The organism is Neptuniibacter sp. 1_MG-2023 (assembly GCF_030547185.1).
GTDB lineage: Bacteria > Pseudomonadota > Gammaproteobacteria > Pseudomonadales > Balneatricaceae > Neptuniibacter.
Map to the genome: position 1 here is coordinate 434235 of NZ_JAUOQR010000001.1, position 16700 is coordinate 450934.

The 16700-nt window shown below is 42.7% G+C and carries 14 protein-coding genes; 1 reads left to right on the forward strand and 13 read right to left on the reverse strand.

What is annotated here, in order from left to right:
* Nucleotides 1–16 precede the first annotated feature (16 nt).
* From mvaD to Q4492_RS02070, 10 genes are all read right to left on the reverse strand, one after another.
* Entirely contained in the window at nucleotides 17–1021 is a 1005-nt protein-coding gene (gene mvaD, locus Q4492_RS02025; protein ID WP_303415576.1) for a diphosphomevalonate decarboxylase, read from the reverse strand.
* Complete coding sequence (mvk, locus tag Q4492_RS02030) at nucleotides 1008–1937, reverse strand: mevalonate kinase (protein ID WP_303415577.1); 930 nt, start codon at nucleotides 1935–1937, stop codon at nucleotides 1008–1010. The genes mvaD and mvk overlap by 14 nt, the downstream gene beginning before the upstream one ends.
* Nucleotides 1930–2928, reverse strand: a complete 999-nt coding sequence (locus tag Q4492_RS02035; protein ID WP_303415578.1) for a mevalonate kinase — start codon at nucleotides 2926–2928, stop codon at nucleotides 1930–1932. Before Q4492_RS02035 ends, mvk begins: the two co-directional genes overlap by 8 nt.
* The gene (locus Q4492_RS02040) at nucleotides 2915–4081 is read right to left on the reverse strand and encodes a hydroxymethylglutaryl-CoA synthase (RefSeq protein WP_303415579.1); all 1167 of its coding nucleotides are present in this window, start codon (nucleotides 4079–4081) and stop codon (nucleotides 2915–2917) included. Before Q4492_RS02040 ends, Q4492_RS02035 begins: the two co-directional genes overlap by 14 nt.
* Nucleotides 4082–4096: 15 nt before the next feature.
* Nucleotides 4097–5125 (reverse strand): type 2 isopentenyl-diphosphate Delta-isomerase, encoded by a 1029-nt coding sequence (fni, locus tag Q4492_RS02045; protein ID WP_303415580.1) that lies wholly within the window; start codon nucleotides 5123–5125, stop codon nucleotides 4097–4099.
* Complete coding sequence (locus Q4492_RS02050; protein ID WP_303415581.1) at nucleotides 5125–6159, reverse strand: hydroxymethylglutaryl-CoA reductase; 1035 nt, start codon at nucleotides 6157–6159, stop codon at nucleotides 5125–5127. Before Q4492_RS02050 ends, fni begins: the two co-directional genes overlap by 1 nt.
* Before the next feature lie 131 nt (nucleotides 6160–6290).
* On the reverse strand, nucleotides 6291–7634 hold the full coding sequence (locus Q4492_RS02055; protein WP_303415582.1) for a TolC family outer membrane protein: 1344 nt from the start codon (nucleotides 7632–7634) through the stop codon (nucleotides 6291–6293).
* A gap of 52 nt (nucleotides 7635–7686) precedes the next feature.
* Entirely contained in the window at nucleotides 7687–8331 is a 645-nt protein-coding gene (locus tag Q4492_RS02060; RefSeq protein WP_303415583.1) for a response regulator transcription factor, read from the reverse strand.
* A 490-nt stretch (nucleotides 8332–8821) separates the two neighbouring features.
* The gene (locus Q4492_RS02065) at nucleotides 8822–10150 is read right to left on the reverse strand and encodes an HlyD family type I secretion periplasmic adaptor subunit (protein ID WP_303415584.1); all 1329 of its coding nucleotides are present in this window, start codon (nucleotides 10148–10150) and stop codon (nucleotides 8822–8824) included.
* A complete protein-coding gene (locus Q4492_RS02070) occupies nucleotides 10147–12267 on the reverse strand; it encodes a type I secretion system permease/ATPase (RefSeq protein ID WP_303415585.1) in 2121 nt (706 codons plus the stop codon). The genes Q4492_RS02065 and Q4492_RS02070 overlap by 4 nt, the downstream gene beginning before the upstream one ends.
* A gap of 91 nt (nucleotides 12268–12358) precedes the next feature.
* Between Q4492_RS02070 and Q4492_RS02075 the strand changes: the two genes are divergently transcribed.
* Entirely contained in the window at nucleotides 12359–12721 is a 363-nt protein-coding gene (locus tag Q4492_RS02075; protein WP_303415586.1) for a hypothetical protein, read from the forward strand.
* A 13-nt stretch (nucleotides 12722–12734) separates the two neighbouring features.
* On the opposite strand, the gene Q4492_RS02080 is transcribed toward Q4492_RS02075, so the two are convergent.
* The 3 genes from Q4492_RS02080 to Q4492_RS02090 form a co-directional block, all read right to left on the reverse strand.
* On the reverse strand, nucleotides 12735–14339 hold the full coding sequence (locus Q4492_RS02080; RefSeq protein WP_303415587.1) for a tetratricopeptide repeat protein: 1605 nt from the start codon (nucleotides 14337–14339) through the stop codon (nucleotides 12735–12737).
* 131 nt (nucleotides 14340–14470) lie between these two features.
* Nucleotides 14471–15697 (reverse strand): argininosuccinate synthase, encoded by a 1227-nt coding sequence (locus Q4492_RS02085; protein WP_303415588.1) that lies wholly within the window; start codon nucleotides 15695–15697, stop codon nucleotides 14471–14473.
* Nucleotides 15698–15857: 160 nt separating this feature from the next.
* On the reverse strand, nucleotides 15858–16655 hold the full coding sequence (locus Q4492_RS02090; protein WP_303415589.1) for an OmpA family protein: 798 nt from the start codon (nucleotides 16653–16655) through the stop codon (nucleotides 15858–15860).
* Between the last annotated feature and the right edge of the window lie 45 nt (nucleotides 16656–16700).

A 16700-nucleotide genomic window follows, 5' to 3' on the forward strand; every position in this document is an offset into this window, starting at 1 on the left:
AGGGATCACAGATAACTTATCCAAACGGCGCAACAATATCTACGTCCATTAACTCAGGAAAAGCATCTCTTACTTGAGCTTCAGACTCACTATGGTAAATCAACTTTAAGTTGGGACCCGCATCCATAGTTAAGTAAACCTGAACACCCGATGCTCTTAATTCCCATAATCTATGCATTGCTGCAACAGACTCGGGCTGCCAATAAAGTAAGGGCGGCCAAGAACCTATCATAGTGGCATGCATAGATAAGGCATTCTGCTCCGCAGTTTGACCTAATAATTCTAGATCCCGATTCTTAATAGCCTCTTTAATCACCCTCAAATCATTGGTAGCTTGCTGCGGCCATGAGTTATAAAGTGGTGCGGATTCAACTGTGCGCTGCATACCTGAACGGGAATCTATTTTTTTCTCGCCGGTTGCAACTTTTAACAGACCAATCCTAAATCCAGGCCATTGTGCAGCTAAAGGTTCAGCACAACTATCCATACCATCTGTTCGAACACCTAAATGCCACTCAACAAAACCTTGGTAAATGGAACGAGAAGCACTGCCACTCCCCATTCGAGCAAAAGCTGATAGATGTTCTTTCTTCAACCCAAAACGATAAAAGTCATTTACCGCTAAAGTCAAAGCAGCAAAGCCCGATGCAGATGATGCCAAACCTGCCGCTGTAGGAATATTATTTACAGTCCTCACAGTAATAGGCTGATCTAGATCTCGCCGAAACAGCTCAATAAACCTAATCACTTTACTGGCAAACTTACTATCTAGCTCAAGCAACTCATCGTTTAAATAAACCTGATCCTCTCCTGTGTCAGACTCATTTATTGATGTATGACTGCCCAACTCACCTAAAGAAATAGACAAAGATCCATTAATAGGTAGATTAAGCTCTACATCTCGCTTCCCCCAATATTTGCATAACGCAATATTACTAGGTGCAAACGCCTCAGCTTTCAAGCCCGCCTCGGTTCTTTGAGGTAGGTAATTTGCAATCACATCCTTTTTAGAGATACTCAAGACTCACTCCTTGCTCTGATACTGCAACCTCTATCTGCTCATAAGGCATAGTTAGATCAGTCACCTGCCCTAAAGCTAATACGCAATCACCCAGACCAGAACCTGATATTTTGGCACCTTGTATATCAGCACTGGATCGTAAGCGATAAACCATATCTGAAATAACGCGATCAGATACGCCTAACGCATCCATTAAGCCTTGATAATGGTTCATCAGACAGCCAAAATTCTGCCAATCCAGCTCTACAACGGCTTTTTCTGCTTTCAATGTCACCTGCCCCATTAGATGATAAATCTGCTGATATATCTCAGGGTTAGCGCTACTTAATTTCTCAACTCTGCGTAACACATCTGGGGTTTTTGTCTTATAACCTGCATAGAATAGAGATATTTCAGGACATGCGGGCAGCTTTTTAATTGAACAAGGATTAACACTATAAGCGACAATAGAGCCGTATATGCTAGCAACTAAATCCGTACCTGAACCACGTCCATCTTGCACTTTGTGCACGACAGTTAACGCTTTTTCAAATAAGGATTTATTATCTACCTTAAGCTCAGCATAGGCGGACAAAACAGCTACAACACCTGCTGTTACCGCCGCCGAAGAGCCCAATCCCACCTTATGGGAAAACTCTGACTCAATAGTTAACCGAAAGCCATTTGGCAGTTGACTCGTAAACAATTCAATCGCAGCTAACACAAAAGTTAAATTTGGGTTAGCGGTAAGCTGAGCTAAATTAGATCGGTAATGCGCTAAGGCAGAATCAATTATCACTTCAGGTTCTGACAGAGGCATTAATTCAACAACAATATATTTATCTACAGCACAGGCCAATGCTCTCTCTCCAAAGAGCACTGAATGCTCGCCCATCAACATAATACTACCGGGTATTTTTGCACGAATTTTACGCACGATGAGCTCCCCTTAATTGTTGCTGTAATGGTGTTAACTGAATGCCGAGCTGCGCACTTAAGAGCTCAGTACTTTGTTCAGGAAAATACACTAGTACTTGCCCTGCCCCCTCACCTCGATGAGCTCCTGCACCACAAATTTTAGCTGCACCGCCTAGCGCTTCAATACGCTCAATTAGCTGTGATACAGATAAAGGTACAACACCAATTTTTTGTAATAGCCGATGGTTGGATCTAATAACCGCAAGTAGCTCTGAAGGCTGATTTATATATTGCTCAAAACAATGGGTTACATCGGCAAACTGCTCCCACAGATCGACTTGGCTCGCAAACTGTTCTCTAACAGCGGAAACCGTTTCTCCCGTAGAGCAACAAGGAGTACCCGTATGAAAATAGTACCATCCCTCTCCCAACATAATGGGTAAAGGCATCACTTTGCCATCTTCGACTTTTAATGTACCACCGTAAGTCACAGCCGCAGCATCAATTGCGCTACCTCGGCCATGCTGCAAGCGCTCGCAATATTTTACTTTCTGGAAAAACACCTGCTGTTCAACAGCATCTTTTTGCATAGAAGAAGAGGATTCAAATAGTTGAAGTAAACTCGCTATGACAGCAGCCGATGACCCCATACCTGCACCGGTAGGTATCTCACTATTTATGGTTATGTTGCCAGCACCTAATCTATCCGACTGTAACACCGCATAATAAAGAAGATCATGGGGGGTCGTTAAAACATCTTGGACCGCAAGCTCACCGGACAGAAAGCGCTCAAAACGCTGATCTATATGCGCAACAAAAGTCTCCAGTTGCCCCAAAGTACGGCTATCCCGCCCTAACGCAGCGGAGGTAATAATTAACGTATCGAAATCCGATGGAGTATAGCTAGCTGTGACAAAATGGTTCACAGCTAGCGCAATGGCAGGAGCCCCATAGACAACTGAATGTTCACCACTCAGTATCAATTTCCCAGGGGCTTTAGCAGATAACATATTCTCGTTTATGACCACTGATTGCAGCTAAACGATAACGTCCTGTCGTGGACTCAGGAATATCATGGTGTCCGCCATCCCTAGGGTCGGGATAATGGTAGAGCGTGAGATACTCATCATAGGTCACTTCTCGACGCGCATCCAACATGTTTTTATGTGTCAACGTATGTAGACATTGCTCGTAACCTGACACAACCGTGCCCGAGAAAAACTCAGCTACACAACCCGAACCATAACTAAAAAAGCCAACTTTATGGCCGGCAAGGTTTTCCTTACAGTTTTCTAGCAATGAGGTTAGGCCAATATACATTGATGCTGTATAGCTGTTACCAATCACTCGATTATAGTGCAGCGTATCTTCAACCTGCTGTTCTATTTGATCCAGTGACAAGCCAGCTTTATTCACTTTAGCTAAATGCTTATGCGCTTTCTCAGCCATTCGGCTAAAAGGTAGGTGATAACAAAAGTGAGAAAAGTCATTAAATGCTAAGGAACTCACTTCAACAAAGTTTTCCCAAGCCTTTTTAAGCGATTTTAAATAAATTTTGGTGGAGTACTTACCATCCACTATAGCTGTAGTGCGATAGTTAGGACGCCAAAAATCCATCACATCTTCAGTGTAATTTCCAACTTCAGGATCAATTTCAACTAACCGAGGGTTCGTTGAGATAAGCATGGCTACAGCACCACAGCCTTGGGTCGCTTCACCTGAAGTATCCAGATCATAACGAGCAACATCGGATGCGATAACCAGTACTTTTTTATTGGGCTGACGAGCAACTAAAGCGCACGCCATCTGAACCGCAGCGGTTGCGCTGTAGCACGCCTGCTTTAATTCAACGACACGACAATTTGAATTTAGCCCTAATAAACGATGAACATAAACGCCAGCAGCTTTAGACTGATCGATCCCTGTTTCTGTAGCAAACAACAAGGTACCGATCGTATCTGCACCGACACGATCAATTAATGGATTGGCTGCATTTGCAGCCATAGTCACAACATCTTCATCTGGAGCGGCCATTGACATTTTTTCTTGCCAAATGCCTTGATAATACTTCCCAGACTCAATCTTTTGAACGTCTGCAAGAGTTCTCAGGTCTAAGAAATAATTAGATGTATAGAAACTAATTTCGTCAATACCAACTGACATTATGGGGTCTCGATCCTAACGCGCTTCTAAAATATGGGCTGGGTTATTAAATAAAGCGGCAACATCCCGGGCACCAAGCAGAAACATAGCAGTTCTGAATTCTGTTTTAATTTTTTCTATTTCTGTGACAACCGCTTCGCTTGATTCCATCGCTGGTTTAAGCAGTGGAGCGGCCATGCCACATATTGAGGCGCCGAGTATAACAGATTTAACCATATCAATCCCATCCCTTAAACCACCACTTGAAACTAATGTGGCACGTCCAAGATAAGGGTTGGCCATTTTAAGTGCAGTTGGCGTAGAAATACCCCAATCTTGAAACTTCAACCCTAAATCACTGCTGTCTTGACGACGATGATGTTCAATGCGACTCCATGAGGTACCGCCGCTCCCAGCCACATCAAAGATGGATATGCCTGCCTGCAGACCAATCTCTATATCCGCTGGCGACAAACCACTACCCACCTCTTTCAAAAGCACCGGGATATCCAGCGTTTTAACTAATTTAGCAATGGCATTACCTAAGTTAGAAAAATCCGTGTCACCTTCAGGCTGAACCGCCTCTTGCAAGGGATTCAAATGCAGATAAAGACCATCTGCTTGCAAGCAGTCAATCGCATCTTGGATTTGTTCGCTAGACATACCACAATTCAACTGTACTGCACCAATATTGCTAATCAACGGTACATCGGGGGCAAAATCACGCAATTGGAAGCTTTCTCTTGCAGAAGGCGCAGTAAACATCACGCGTTGAGAACCGACAGCCATCGCAACACCACAAACCTGAGCCGCCTTCGCCAAATTCTGATTCACCTGTTTAACAAGCTGATGATCTCCACCGGTCATTGATGAGATCAACATAGGAAAACTCAGCTTTTTTCCAAGGAAATCACAGGAGCTATCTACCTCCCCCAACGCTATCTCAGGAAGAGCTCGATGCATCAGTTTGATCTGATCAAAATAATGACCTGAACGATCAGTTAAAGGATCATTCTCAATAGCTCGAATATGCTCAAGTTTACGGTCATTGGTTAGATCCGTCATTATCGCTCCAACTTAAGATGCGCTTCCATAAGCTCACCTGGATTTGTCTGCGCCGCTAACAGAGAAAGCTCACCACATAACACCGTCGCTGCACAGATAGCTGCTAAACGACGTGCATTTTCACCCGGCGCTCTATCTTCTTTACAACCCAGCATCGCAAGATTATCTTCTACAAAATCAATCCCTTTACCATTCCCCACAGAACCCATAATGAGATTAGGTAAAGTACAGGAAAAATAAAGATCGTCACCACGCACCTCTGCATGCACTATACCTTGAGACCCTTCAATAATATTGGCAGCATCTTGCCCTGTAGCAAGGTAGAAAGCTAAAAGCATATTAGCAAAGTGAGCATTAGCACTACGCAGGCCACCCGCTATCATTGTACCAATCAGGTTTTTCTTAATATTAAGGTCAACCACTTTTTCCGGTGTAGTTTTTAAGCGGCGCTCACAAAGTTCGCGCGAGATTAAAATTTCGCACACAACATATTTACCACGCCCCAGGATCCCATTAACCGCTGTAGCCTTTTTATCTGAACAGTAGTTACCCGAAATAGATGAATAACGCAGTTGAGGGTATTCCGTTAATAACCAAGGAATGATTTTATCGGCCGCATTCGTCACCATATTGTGACCTGATGCATCTCCCGTCGTGAACTCTAAACGCAGATAGATCATATTCGCTACAATCTGGCTGTTCATATCAATGAGCTTGGCAAAGCGACTGCTTTTTGCAACCACTTGGTTTATCTCATCCATGCGTGATTTAATGGAGTTCAACGCATTAACGGCTTCGTAAGCATCATCCGCTTCCAAGAGAATTGAGCGACTCATACGCTCATCAATTACCGTTGTTTTAATCCCCTCAGTTAATACAGAGATCCGCGCTCCTCGACCAACAGAAGGCCAAAGCGGTGTTTCATAGGTAGCCAAAGGTACCGATATCTTTTCATCTAATACGGAGCCGCTAATTTTAATAGGACCAACGGTTCGCATTGGGATTGGGGCTTGGCTAATTTTATGAGCTTTCATTTTGGCACTTCACATAAAGAAAAAAGGGCTGCCAATGGCAACCCTTTTCAAATAACAAGGTTGAGGAGGGATTCTAATTAACTTCACCCTCTCTTTTCAATGATAGAACAACTCTGAGAGTCATTCTTTATTTATTTAGCATCAGCAAGCTGACTTTTTTCCTCTACATCACCCAAATTCGGTTCTGGCAATGAAAGGTTTAAGCTATCCAACAACGTACCCATACCATTCACAACACGGTATTTAGCAATAAGCTGATCATGTAATGCATTCGTCAGATCATTCTTTGCTGAGAAAACCTCATTCTCAGTATCGAGTAGATCCAATAAAGAGCGCTGACCAATATTAAATTGTTTTAGGTATGAGTTACGAGTCTCTTGGCTGGCTGCCACATGTTGTTCTAAATAAGGAACCTGACGACTTAAAATGGAAAACGCATTCCATGAAAGCTCAACACTCTGCATAACCTCACGGTGCGCATTATTCTGGATCGCTTTAGCTTCTTCAATTTGGTGTTGGGTTTGACGAACTTTAGCTTGATCTACACCACCGTTATACAAGTTATAACGCATGCGAACCATAGCCGTTAGATCTTCATTCATACCATCAACGCCATCGAGGTCGTTATTCCATGTACGATCTACTTCAAAATCAAATCGTGGATAGTAGTTCCGTTTAGCTGCATCATATTGAGCAACAGCCGCAAGAGTATCCGCTTCAGCAACTTGCAGTGTCGGATGATTACTCATCGCTACTTCTGTTGTTTCAGTAATAGTTGCAGGAATGGTGATATTAGTTAACTCAGGATAAACAATATCTTCCGGAGCGGGAACACCAGTCACACGTTGGAAATTAGCCTTAGCATCTAAAAGATTATTTTCAGCGGCTAAAACATTAACTTCTGCCAAGGCTAAACGGCCTTCCGCTTGCTGGATAGAGGCTAACGCACCTAAGCCTGATTCTGAACGACGCTTAATGCGGTCATAAATTTTAACGTGGTTATATAAAGTTTCTTTCGCTTGCTGAAAAAGAGCGTTTCTACGATTTAATTCAATATAGGCACGCGTTGCATCCAACGCATAAGACTCGGCAGATTCGACTAGACGTTTATCGGCAGATAAAGCACGGGCTTTCTGACGATTAACCTCGCTTGATGTTGCAAAACCATCAAAGAGCATTTGACGAATACTTAACCCCGCCTCACCTCGATTTAGCTCAACATCATCTAAACCGCTGGCACCGGTCGTTGTATTGTTTGTCCATTCATAGCCATAGCCCGCCGATATATCAACCTTAGGAAGATAACCACCTTTTGCTTGTCGGACCTCTTGGTAGACTGAATTTCGATAACTAATTGCCCGCTGTACGTCAGGATTATCTGATAACCCTTGAGTAACAACCTCTTCCAAAGAGGCTGAGTAGGAGAGGGTACTTACCGTTCCAATAAGCACACCAGCAATCATCGACCTAAACATAAGTTACTTCCGCCCTTTAAATAAATAGTTTGTAGCCACCACCGAATTACCTTCAAACCACCAATGACGGTGATTTACTGGCCAATAAGACCAGCGAAACTCTGTCTGAAACCCCTGCTTTCTGAAAAATAGAACTCAGATGGGCTTTAACTGTTCGTTCAGTAATTTCAAGCTCGCGAGCAATCTCCTTATTACTAGCACCTGTCACCAAAACTGACAGCACTTGTTGCTCACGACTACTTAATCCGTCAAAACAATCTACAGACTCTGCGGTGTCCACTTTACTATTTGATGCAGGCAAATTATTTAATAGCCGTCTAAGCAGCTTCTGTAATAACTCAGGCCCAGCCCAAATATCACCACGGAGCACAGTCTTCACCACCTCTAATAGCAGCGAACCTGTTACATACGTGTTTGTATAACCATTAGCACCTAGCTGTAAAACCTCAACCCCCTCTTCCTCATTAGGGACATCAGTACAGACAATCAAAATGCTTTTAGGATTATCCTTTTTGTAACTGAATATGCGCTGACTATCAGCTTCATCCACTGAACTTAAATGCATCAGTAAAATACCACCACCAGCCAACTTAGCTGAAACTTCATCTACTCCAACCGTCTCAGGATCCCAATCACTCAATAAATGGTTCCAGCGCTCCAGGACTTTTGGTCGGTTACTAATGAAGAATAACTGCATAATTCTTAGAATCCACCTCTCCAATCTTTAAGGTTAAGTAAGGTTAGCAAGCATATACAGTCAAAAAATAACCATTGCTACCGTATGGTTATATAGATTATCACTTTTTGTAACTGAACAGAAACTGACTTCGCTTATAAATGAAGCACATAGCGCGCTTAATTTAGCCATAGCGCCTCATGCTTTAAGCGGTTCAAAGCTCCAGCTATACTCAATACTATTCCTTGAGTTTCTGGCAGTTATTCACAGTAAAATAACTGCACCCTTATCATCCTTTACCTAACTATATTTAGGATTGATTCTAAGATTTTTAAGCACATCACCTAAAAGCATTATTAAAAAGTACTATTAATAGCAGCAATGCACATGCGTTTATAACAAAAAAATATGTCCAATGTAATACTTAGACACAATTCTTAGCTCACCAGCCACAAAACCAGCCTAAATACTAAACACCTAGTCAGTAACATCCTGTTTTATTAGCAAAAAACTATCTTTCCGTTAAGGCATTTTCCTTCGCTTTTAATACAGGTTTTAACAAATAATCCATAACCGTTTTCTTACCTGTAAGAATATCGACACCTACAGTCATACCAGAAATCAAAGGCAACTCCGCTGAGGCTGTAGCAATGTAAGGCGTATCTGTCTGTAAGCGTACAAGGTAATAACTATTCCCCTCTTCGTCCAAAATGGTACTTGGACTAACAAAAAGCACCTCAGCATCAACCCCACCATAGATCGAGAAATCATACGCTGTTACTTTGATAACCGCTTTTTGCCCAGGCGTGATATTGGCGATGTCCGCAGGTTTAATCCTCGCCTCAACCAACAACGTATCCTCCCAAGGAATAATATTCAGCAACTCATCACCGGGCTGAACTACACCCTCAATGGTATTCACAAACAACTGTTTTACTGTGCCTTTTACGGGAGCTTTTACTTCAGCTCGAGCTATACGATCACTCATACCAGTAAGTGCTTGGGTAATACGTGAAATTTCCGCCCCCACCTCGTTCAACTCTTTTTGTGCTTCGTTTCGATACTGAAGTTCAAACTCACCTAACTTCTGCTTAGTTTCCTGTAAAGTTGACTCAATACGAGGAATATTCAAACGAACGCCTGATAGCTCTCCGAGTAGATCATTTAATTGACGCTTTAAGCGCAAAAATTCCACCTCGGAAATCACACCCTCTTTTAATAAAGGGCGCGTAATATCCAACTCGCGCTTTAATAGACTATAACTACGGGCCAACTGCCCCTCTTGAGATTTAGCGGCCTTAAGCTCTTGCCCTCGTTGGGAGATCTGTTGCTTCAACCCCTCCATGCCCGCTTGCATTTCAGCTTTACGAGTAGAATAAAGATACCTTTCCTGTTCAACCATAGATTGATATTTTGCTGGGAAACCTTCGGGGCTAACAAATTCCACATTATCAGCTTCCGCTTTTAAGCGTGCGGCTTTTGCGATGAGCTCATACTGGCGCACTAAATTTTCCTGCAACGAGCTAGAGAAGCGAATATCATCAATACGCAGTAATACTTGGCCTTTTTCAACTATATCGCCTTCACGTACAAGAATTTCCGATACTGCGCCCCCCTCCAGCGTTTCAATGACCTGCAACTGGCTTGAAGGTATGATCTCTCCATCCCCACGCGTAATCTCATCTAATTCAGCCCACATAGCCCAAGCTATAGCGATACTAATAAAAAGAACCATCACCCAAAGAAGAAAGCTTGCACCTTTAGGTGTTTGTTCAGCTATAGCTTCACTAACGCTAGACATATACGGAAGGTCTTTTTTATTGTGATTCATAACACTCATTTCTGCACCTGAAGGCGCCCTTGCTTCAAGGCATCCAATACAACATCTTTAGGGCCGTCAGCAACCACTCTGCCCGAGTCCATAACGATGATTCGATCAACCAAAGAAAGTAATGACATTTTATGCGTAACCACTAACATCGTTTTATCTGCAGTGTATTTTTTCAACATAGATTTAATATGCTCTTCTGAAGCATTATCCATCGATGCCGTTGGCTCATCTAAAATCAAAACATTGGGATCATGCACTAAAGATCTTGCTACTGCGACGGCCTGACGCTGCCCTCCCGAAAGAGACGCACCGCGCTCACCTACTGACATATCAAACCCTTGCGGGTGTCTATTCACCATGTCTGATACGCCTGATAGATTAGCCACTTCCACAAGTCTAGAGTCTTCAGTCTGAGGGGAACCAATCACAATATTGTCACGTACACTCCCTGCAAATAACATAATATCTTGCGGCATATAACCAAAATTCCGACGCAGATCAACAGGATCGATTTGATTAATATCTAAGCCATCAATACGAACAGAGCCTTCTGTAACATCATATAAGCCAAGAACTAATTTCTCGATACTAGACTTACCCGATCCTATACGCCCAATCAGTGCAACCTTTTCACCAGCTTTAACATTAAAAGACACATTATCTAGAGCCTTTTGCTGCTCACCCGGATAGGCAAAACTTACATTTTTAAACTCAATTGCACCTTTTAACTCATCACGATAAACAAACTGCTGACCTTCTGAACGCTCAGATGGCATCTGCATTATTTCATTCAAGCCTTTTAACGCCGTTGACGCTTGATGGTAAGAGATCACTAAATTTGCCACCTGACTCATAGGCGCGATAGCACGACCTGATAACATCACGCAGGCAACTAAAGCTCCCATCGTAATTTCTCGTTCACTAATCAGATATACACCCGTAATAATAATACCTACCGATGTCAGCTGTTGAGCAAAGGAAGCAAAATTGACGACCGATGCCGACAACATCCGCGACTTCAAACTCCACTTAGCGATATAACCTACAGCTTGTTCCCAACTCAATTGCATCGACGAACTAGCGCGCTGGGTTTTCACCGTTTCCATCGCGGTTAAGCTTTCTATCAACGTAGAATTTTTTTGTGAATTAGATGCAAATGTTTTTTCTACAGCCTCTTTGAGATAGGGACGTACAATAAACGAAAACAAAATAATCAAAGGGATGATTGCCAAGGGAACAATAACCAATGGCCCCCCGATAAAACCAATCACAACTAAAAACAAAATAGCGAACGGTAGATCAATAAAAACTACATTAGTCGTGGAACTTAAAAAGGTTTTAATACTATCAAACTCTCTTAAGTTGCTCGCAAAAGAGCCTACAGACGCGGGGAGTGCACTATATTTTAACGACAGAACCTTCTCAAACAGGAGTGCTGACAATATGACATCACCTTTTTTACCTGCAATTTCAATAAAGTAGGAACGTAGCATCTTCAAACCAAAGTCAAACAAATAAACAATAAAGACACCTATAGCCAGCACCCATAATGTTTCAATCGCATTGTTTGGTACAACACGATCATAAACATTCATAACAAACAAAGGATTGGCAATAACAAATAGGTTAATCAGAAAAGAGGCGATAAGAACATCACGATATATAGCAGATGAACGCTTGATTGTTCCCCAAAACCAATGACCTTTATGCCCTTCTAGCAGCTTTGACACCTGCTCCTGAAAGCGATATTCCAAACGAACAAAAATAGCATAACCAAGATAACTATTTCTTAACTGCTCAAGATCTACCTTATGCTCACCACCACTTTCAGGCTGCACAATAAGTGCTTGTCCAGTATCCCGGTCAATTTCCTGTAAAACACAGGCGTTATCACCCTCTAACAACAAAACAGCAGGAAGAACGAGTGGGGAGATATCATCGAGTGAACGTTTCAACACTTGAGCGGCAAAACCGGCCCGTTTGGCCGCCCGAACAAACAGCTTGGGTGTTAACTTATTATTAACTAGGGGGAGGCCCTCACAGAGCACTTCAGGCGAGGAAGGCTTATGATTTTGCTTACTTAGATGAACTAGACAACCGAGCAAAGGATCCTGAACAGCTTTCATTTACCTTGACCTTAACCTTATATGAGAGAGATACTCAAAAAAAAGCGTATGACAACAACGCTTTAAAACCCAACCAATGTAGCAAATCAATATGTTATACGCCATACGCAATGAAGAAGGACGCATTATCAGCCTCTCTGAAACCTTTCAAACAGGAGCAGAAGCGGTCGATATAAAAAACAAAGAGGTTCTAGCATTCCTCTCGATCAATGATAATGAATTTTCTGCGGAAGAGTTCTTAGAGCAATCCGATGCGGCTGTATCTCGTATCTTCGAAGATCTAATTGATGTGCTTGTCGGAAAAAACATCATTATGTTTACCGACCTCCCACCTATGGCGCAGAAAAAGCTCTTAAGCCGAAAACTCGCTCGAAACCTTAATAGACAAGAAGGCGATTCGGATACCCAAACCTCAACATCATTTTTAATTGTAGATGACGATGAAACCATTTAACGCTTAACCTAGATTAAAGCTCCTGACTCAGGGGGTCGTTACGGGGCACCTCTTGGGGCTGAACAAGCAAATTATATTGCTCCACAAAGCGCTTAAAAAGAACTTTATAACGCTGCTGTTGCTTTGTGGGCAACGCGCCAAAATTAACCGTTGAAAGCACATCACGCACCGAAAGCAAAATCCAAAGAGCACTCTCGCCTCTTTTCGCTTTTTCAATACCCGCTTGCACAAGGTTAAGCGCTATACCTGTATGACTGGGGAGCAACTCATGGGCACGGCCGAACATTTGGAATGCCCTATCTAAATCCCCACCCCTAAAACTCGTCATCGCAGCATAATTAGCTTTACCCCACTCCATTTCAATCATTTTTCTAGTCAACTCTTTACGACGCTTTTTCACCTCGTCATCGAGATCTGTATCACTAGCAGTATCAACCATGACATCTAACCACTTGCACTGACTATCCAAATCCATTCTTAAATAGAAATTCCACGTTTGCTGCAACATCTGCTGTAAACGAGAAGTATCAGATTCCATCCGAAAAAAATCACAGTTAATCAATTTTGCTCGAAACATCACCTCTTGATTATCAGGGTGATCCAGCACAACATCCTCAAGTATCCTTATGACATCATCTTCTATCTCAGCTAAGCGCTGAGTATTTGCTTGAATAAGCGCCCGAACAAGCCCAAAGTAATATTTAGGGGACTGAAAGATTGAATAGCGCGCATAACGTACCGCTCGCTGGTACGCCCCTTTAGCTATCTCCCACTCCTCAGTCTGACTAGCAAGTTCAGCTAGCTCCCCCTGCAACGAAGGCACAGTCGGTTGCAACATCACTGCTTTGCGCATCAACGCAACAGCCAATTCAAGCTCCCCCCTAACCTGATGGGTTCGAGCTAACCAGGTATAAGCCTCGACGCAAATATGCTGCTGATTTACTACATTATTTAATGACGACAATGCATCTGAATATTCACCTAAATTAAAATAAGCGATCCCTTTCCCAACCTCAGCCCAAGGTAATGACCGCTTCTCAGTCAACGTCAAAAATAGTGCCTTTGCTTGACTAAAACGTCGCATACGGATCAGAGCAATTCCCGTAATACGCTGCAGCACAACATTTAAGCCAGGATAATGCTTTGCCAGTATTTCAGCTTTTTCTATCACCTCATCAAAATGCTCTTCATCCAACAATTGCTCTATTGGTTTTATCGCATCTTTTATTCGTAATAGCTTTTCTACACGCTGACGTATCTTAGCCTGATCAAAAGGTTTAGAAAGGTAAGTATCTGGAGAGTTTTCTAAAGAGCCAAAGAGAAGTTCTGCATCTTTAGGATCGACAATAAGGAAGTACGCACTAGAGGATGGGAAAATATATTCAGCATTGGCCTCATGTAACAACTGAAGACCATTTTTTTCACCTTTTCCCATGTCGTAGGCAGCAAAACAGAGGTCATATGAGAACTCCCTCATTAGACTAAGCGCCATATTTACCGAAGAAGCTACCTGAATCTGTCCCACACCTATACGACTCAGGATTTGTCGTAGCGTCCCAAGGTCTTCAAGCTTACTGTCTACAATGAGAGCCGACTTTCCTGAGTAATTAATTTCCATAGGCGTCATAAAGATTACGTATCAGCAAAAGTAGCATATAAATCAGGATATTATCAAAGTTTAAGCGACTCTCTAGACAATAAAAAACCCCGCAGGACTAGTACGGGGTTTTTAAAAGAGCAAGTAACAACTTAATCTTCTAAAAGATTACGTCCTTTACTCGCTGCAATACGCATACGTAGTGCATTCAGTTTAATAAAACCTGCCGCATCTTTCTGATCGTAAGAGCCTGCATCATCTTCGAATGTTGCGATACTTTCATCAAAAAGACTGTCATCAGAACGACGACCAACGACCTCAACAGCGCCCTTGTAAAGCTTAACGCGTACATCACCGTTAACGACACGCTGAGAGTAATCGATCAACTGCTGCATCATTTTACGCTCTTCTGACCACCAGAAGCCGTTATAAATGGTTTTAGCATACTTAGGCATCAACTCATCTTTAAGGTGAGCCGCTTCACGGTCTAAGGTAATAGACTCAATAGCACGATGCGCTTTCATCATGATAGTGCCGCCCGGAGTTTCATAACAGCCGCGAGATTTCATGCCAACAAAACGGTTCTCAACAATATCTAAACGACCAATACCATTCTCGCCACCTACTTTATTCAGGTATTCAAGAACCGTAGCTGGACTCATTGCCTCACCGTTAATGGCAACAATATCACCTTTCTCATAGGTCAACTCAAGGTAAGTCGCCTGATCTGGAGCATTCTCAGGAGATACAGACCAACGCCACATCTCTTCTTCAGCTTCAGCCCAAGGGTCTTCTAAAATACCACCTTCATAAGAGATGTGAAGAAGGTTAGCATCCATAGAGTAAGGGGACTTTTTCTTGTTTTTCGCGTAATCAACTTCAATATTGTGAGTTTCACAATAATTCATCAAAGATTCACGGGAATTCAAATCCCATTCGCGCCAAGGGGCAATCACATGAACGCCAGGTTTAAGCGCATAAGCACCTAACTCAAAACGAACCTGATCGTTGCCTTTACCTGTAGCGCCATGAGAGATAGCATCTGCGCCCGTTTCATTCGCAATTTCAATCAAACGTTTTGCGATTAACGGACGTGCTATAGACGTACCTAATAAGTACTCACCCTCGTAAATCGTATTAGCACGGAACATAGGGAATACAAAATCACGTACAAACTCTTCACGCAGATCTTCAATATAGATCTCTTTAACACCTAGCGCTTCGGCTTTAGCACGTGCAGGTTCAACCTCTTCACCCTGCCCTAAATCAGCAGTAAAGGTAACAACTTCTGCGTTGTACTCATCTTGTAACCAACGAACAATTACGGACGTGTCTAATCCACCGGAATAGGCCAGAACGACCTTTTTGATCTCGGACATTCTCAAGCTCCAACTTGCGAACAATTTCAGCCGAGAAGTCGACTGAAAGGGATGATTCAAATTTAGCGCGCTAGTATAGCAGAAACTATGCAGGTAACGAAACGGCTCGAAAGCAACAACTACGACTCAAACCAGTAGAATAATAAAAAAACAAACGGCTTTAATCTCGCTCTAAACGAATTGTCACACGACGATTTCGATCACGATTCGCCTTAGTGTTATTTTCAACGACGGGATAACGTTCACCATGATAACGCGTCGTGATCCCATTCGGATCTAAACCTAAACTGATGAGGTAAGCGGTCACCTCTTCTGCTCGACGTTTAGACATATCACGATTCATTAAACGACGACCCATACTATCTGAGTGACCATCAACATAGATCGCCTTTACGCTATCATCATTTTTCACATAAAGTGCAATCATATCCAAACGTTCACGCGAAGCATCGGACAACCGCCACTGAGAAGAAGGAAACAAAATAGCAGTACGCGCAACTTGGCGGTAATTAACAGGGAGCAGCCCTTCAGTACACCCTACATAATCAGAATAAGCTGATTGGAAATTCACAGCAGATACAGAAACACGGAGCGACTCCTCTGTGCCATACCACTGATTAGAAGTAAACGTAGGCATCATTCCCTTATAAAGCGCTGCTAGCATATTTTTAGCATGCGCTGGCTCAACATTCAGATAGCCTGTGCCCTCTTCAGCCTTTAGAGAGCCAATAAAACGAGGGGCAATTCCAGGCTGCCAAGGTGATGCTTCTGCAACGAGCTTCGCCCCATCTTCAAAATGTACATTTTCAGTAGGCTTAAGGATAAACCGCACCGATTCACCGGCCTCATGTTCAAATACAGCATTACCAAACGAGGGAATAAGCTGGCTTAGACGACAACTAAATTTTGAAGCTTCAAGCTCCCATTTTGCATCATCAATCGAGCTACGAAATGTCATAGCCTGCACAGAATAAGCAGACAAAAAAATGATCAATGAAATAAT

What these genes read in the sequence shown, in the direction of transcription:
- Q4492_RS02085 (WP_303415588.1), bottom strand. Translation starts at nt 15,697, where the DNA reads ATGTCCGAGATCAAAAAGGTCGTTCTGGCCTATTCCGGTGGATTAGAC.
- Q4492_RS02090 (WP_303415589.1), bottom strand. Translation starts at nt 16,655, where the DNA reads ATGACATTTCGTAGCTCGATTGATGATGCAAAATGGGAGCTTGAAGCT.
- Q4492_RS02055 (WP_303415582.1), bottom strand. Translation starts at nt 7,634, where the DNA reads ATGTTTAGGTCGATGATTGCTGGTGTGCTTATTGGAACGGTAAGTACC.
- fni (WP_303415580.1), bottom strand. Translation starts at nt 5,125, where the DNA reads ATGACGGATCTAACCAATGACCGTAAACTTGAGCATATTCGAGCTATT.
- Q4492_RS02035 (WP_303415578.1), bottom strand. Translation starts at nt 2,928, where the DNA reads ATGTTATCTGCTAAAGCCCCTGGGAAATTGATACTGAGTGGTGAACAT.
- Q4492_RS02070 (WP_303415585.1), bottom strand. Translation starts at nt 12,267, where the DNA reads ATGAAAGCTGTTCAGGATCCTTTGCTCGGTTGTCTAGTTCATCTAAGT.
- Q4492_RS02075 (WP_303415586.1), top strand. Translation starts at nt 12,359, where the DNA reads ATGTTATACGCCATACGCAATGAAGAAGGACGCATTATCAGCCTCTCT.
- Q4492_RS02060 (WP_303415583.1), bottom strand. Translation starts at nt 8,331, where the DNA reads ATGCAGTTATTCTTCATTAGTAACCGACCAAAAGTCCTGGAGCGCTGG.
- Q4492_RS02040 (WP_303415579.1), bottom strand. Translation starts at nt 4,081, where the DNA reads ATGTCAGTTGGTATTGACGAAATTAGTTTCTATACATCTAATTATTTC.
- Q4492_RS02050 (WP_303415581.1), bottom strand. Translation starts at nt 6,159, where the DNA reads ATGAAAGCTCATAAAATTAGCCAAGCCCCAATCCCAATGCGAACCGTT.
- Q4492_RS02080 (WP_303415587.1), bottom strand. Translation starts at nt 14,339, where the DNA reads ATGGAAATTAATTACTCAGGAAAGTCGGCTCTCATTGTAGACAGTAAG.
- Q4492_RS02065 (WP_303415584.1), bottom strand. Translation starts at nt 10,150, where the DNA reads ATGAGTGTTATGAATCACAATAAAAAAGACCTTCCGTATATGTCTAGC.